Raw genomic sequence first — 2,566 nt, 5'->3', positions numbered from 1 at the left:
TCAGAATCTTATATGATTCCGCGCGGGAAGAATAATCAGACCACATGGGCATAAATATGACCAGAGTGATAAATGAAACGATAAACGAAATACTCCATGTAATAATAGTTTTCTTGCTTATAAACATGACGTCACTCTTTTTTATTGACTATTTGATTCGGATATAATTTCTCCATGGATCCATCCTAATTTTTCGATCATTAGGATTATTGGATACAGCTTCACCAGACATATGACCGAAAGTCGGGTAATCATTGAAGCTCCATTGATCTGTTAAAGTTGGCTTTAGTTCATTAAGCCTTTCTTGCACATATTTCCATTGATCATAGCAATCATAAGTATTATATCCCGTCCATTCTGATGGAAAATCAAAAAACCGACTGGCAACAGAGAATTGGTTATTAATAATTCCGCCTATTCTTCCTGCGGTTGGTAATCGTTGGCGGTTTGCATTCATATCCATAATTGCCTGATTAAAAGTATCCACAATTTTTTGCGTATCTTCAGGACTTGCTCCACTGCGGTCAATCCCATTCACCGGATCCTGCAAGACATACCCATAAAGATTCGAATCGCCGCCGTCAAAGAGAATGGGATCCTTGGCCGTCCACCGTCCCGTTTCGGCGTCATAGTCGCGCGCCCCAAAACGCGTCAGTTGCGTGTCCGGGTCATGCAGGCCGCCGGCAAAGCCAAACGGCTGAAAGCCCGGCCTGCTGTCTTCGGTGACCTGGCCCCAGGCGTCATAGTCCAGCTGCTGCGCAACTTCTCCCGTTTGCGTGTCGATGACTTGCCGCACGCTGCCCAGGTGGTCGCTGATGATCAGGTAGCTCTTGTCTGCCCTGAGCATGGCCGTGGGCACATTGCCTTTGTCTGCGTAGAGATAAATGCTTTTGAGCTGGCCGTTCTTCTTTTTGCCTATGCGCCGGTTGAGCGGGTCGTTCAAGCCAGTACATTCCAATGATTTCGCTTCTTGCTTCTTGATTGATAGCAAACTTTTCATATTGATCAAGCGGCAAAGCCACTTTTTGCTGTCCCGTCAACACGCCTGCATCTCGTTCGGCAAACGATGTCGCATTAATTGCGGCACCGAAATGGTACATCTTTAAATGAGCCGCCCCAGCAAATTCAACTCATCTTCCCATTTAAATATGATGGCATCAATATTATTATTTCTCTATGTGCTGCATCTTGAGCAAAGATGATCCCATCGGGAGAGACAAATACCCTTCCAATTATTGTGCTTGACTCTATCGAGACATCTTTCCCAATATTCGCGAGGTCGCAAGGTTGTGTTGGTTTATAAATCTTTCTTTTATTTCATTCGCACTTTTGGATATTCCGAGATTTTATATTATTCTCCGCAAAATAATAATCATAACACATAGACAAAACAATCACCAGAAAACAAGCGGCACAGCAAACAATAATATTTCCGTTTATTGGCATTGAATTGCCGCCATGCACCGCTTTCATTTAAATTGAATTTCTGCAACACCTCTTGCATTCTGATTATTCGACAAGCTTTTTAAATGCGGTATTTTGACCTGAAAGAACCCAGACAATAACTTTGCAGGAATGTTTATTCTCATACGCGCCAGTACACTCCCATTTGCCGTCTTTTTTTATCAGTGTTGTTGAACTGCCATCATCAAAAGACAAAATATATAATTCCTCAATCTCAGCCAAAGAGAGCTTAACACTGGAGTAGCCTTGCGTTATTACAGAATCAGTGTATGGATTATAGGAGTAATAACTCATAAAGAGCCAAAAGATAACAAGCAGAGCAGGTATATATTTTTTGCACTGCATGACTGCCGCGATTGCAACAAAAGACACCAACTCAAATCCAAATATATAATTAATTGCCTTGTTTTTAATGTGCCAACTGATAACAAACATGCTGCACAGTATAACCAAGAATGAACCGACAATTAGGACCTTGGCAACCTTGAATCTGGTCATATACGCACCTCATGATGTGACTATCTTTTAAAAACAGAGATAAATGTATTTTTCCAGGGGTCTATTAATAGCAATGGGTCGCCTGGGTTGCTAGATTGCCCCATCCCATATTCGTGTCCTTCACCATATACATCAGAAAATTCCCATTTGTCATCCAGCTCCAATTTTGTTAACTCTTTACGAACCCGATCCCATTGCTGACCGCAAATTAATGTAGATCTGCCGTCACGAAACAATTGATTTAATGTGCCTGGTATTGCGGCGGGCCACCATTTATTTTCATCATCCCTACCGTCTGCAAATGTATTATTGAATATTGAAAGGTTAAATCGTTCTCCATTCGCAGTCATATCATCTACTGTTCTTCTGAACGTGTCAAATATTTTATTGACATCTTCAGGACTTGCTCCACTGCGGTCAATCAGATTCACCGGATCCTGCAAGACATACCCATAAAGATTCGAATCGCCGCCGTCAAAGAGAATGGGATCCTTGGCCGTCCATCTTCCCGTTTCGGCGTCATAGTCGCGCGCGCCAAAGCGCGTCAGCTGCGTGTCCGGGTCATGCAGGCCGCCGGCAAAGCCAAACGGCTGAAAGCCCGGCC

3 protein-coding genes are annotated in these 2,566 nt (G+C 43.2%); all 3 read right to left on the bottom strand.

What is annotated here, in order from left to right; translation table 11 throughout:
* Window positions 1–148: 148 nt before the first annotated feature.
* On the bottom strand, window positions 149–1,000 hold the full coding sequence (locus ACO54Z_RS02485) for an RHS repeat domain-containing protein (RefSeq protein ID WP_485995594.1): 852 nt from the start codon (window positions 998–1,000) through the stop codon (window positions 149–151).
* Between the two features lie 509 nt (window positions 1,001–1,509).
* On the bottom strand, window positions 1,510–1,962 hold the full coding sequence (locus ACO54Z_RS02480) for a hypothetical protein (protein WP_485995593.1): 453 nt from the start codon (window positions 1,960–1,962) through the stop codon (window positions 1,510–1,512).
* A 20-nt stretch (window positions 1,963–1,982) separates the two neighbouring features.
* Window positions 1,983–2,566, bottom strand: a 584-nt coding sequence (locus ACO54Z_RS02475) for an RHS repeat-associated core domain-containing protein (protein ID WP_485995592.1), incomplete at its 5' end; no start/stop codon positions are given.

The organism is Cardiobacterium sp., assembly GCF_057314735.1.
This window is presented reverse-complemented; position numbering and strand designations above follow the sequence as displayed.